Raw genomic sequence first — 434 nt, 5'->3', positions numbered from 1 at the left:
CTCCATAAGGCAAAAAAGCAACGGCTTTAAAACCGTTGCTTTTTGCGTTAGTCAGAGGGGTTTTTGTCCCAGCCTCCCATAGGTGGTTGGTAATTTAGGCTGCCATGGATTCTTTGGTGATTCCACCAGTGGATGTAGTCCAACGACATTACTTTTCCCGGATTATTTATACATATTATAAAAACAAGCTAGAATCGTTGATATACCAAGGATGATATGCACCCCAAAGGTTAGACATAAAATCTAACGATTGGGGTGTATTTTTATGAAATTGTCATTTGAAGATAAACTGGAGATATATTATCCCAAATTATTCATACCTCAAACAACTCCGTGTAAATAGCTAAAAAATCATCAGAAATTGCCAAAAAACAATGGCAATTTCTGATGATTTTTCTTGTCGTTCAATCTGTTCTAAGGATAAAAATGGATTC

At 35.9% G+C, this 434-nt stretch carries 1 protein-coding gene; it reads right to left on the bottom strand.

What is annotated here, in order from left to right; genetic code table 11:
- Nucleotides 1–47: 47 nt before the first annotated feature.
- Entirely contained in the window at nucleotides 48–149 is a 102-nt protein-coding gene (locus tag E5983_RS10230; RefSeq protein ID WP_160333528.1) for an IS3 family transposase, read from the bottom strand.
- Between the last annotated feature and the right edge of the window lie 285 nt (nucleotides 150–434).

It is taken from the genome of Streptococcus danieliae, from assembly GCF_009767945.1.
Taxonomy (GTDB): Bacteria; Bacillota; Bacilli; order Lactobacillales; family Streptococcaceae; genus Streptococcus; species Streptococcus danieliae.
Note: the sequence above shows the minus strand (reverse complement) of the source record. Positions and strands in the feature narration are given on the sequence as shown.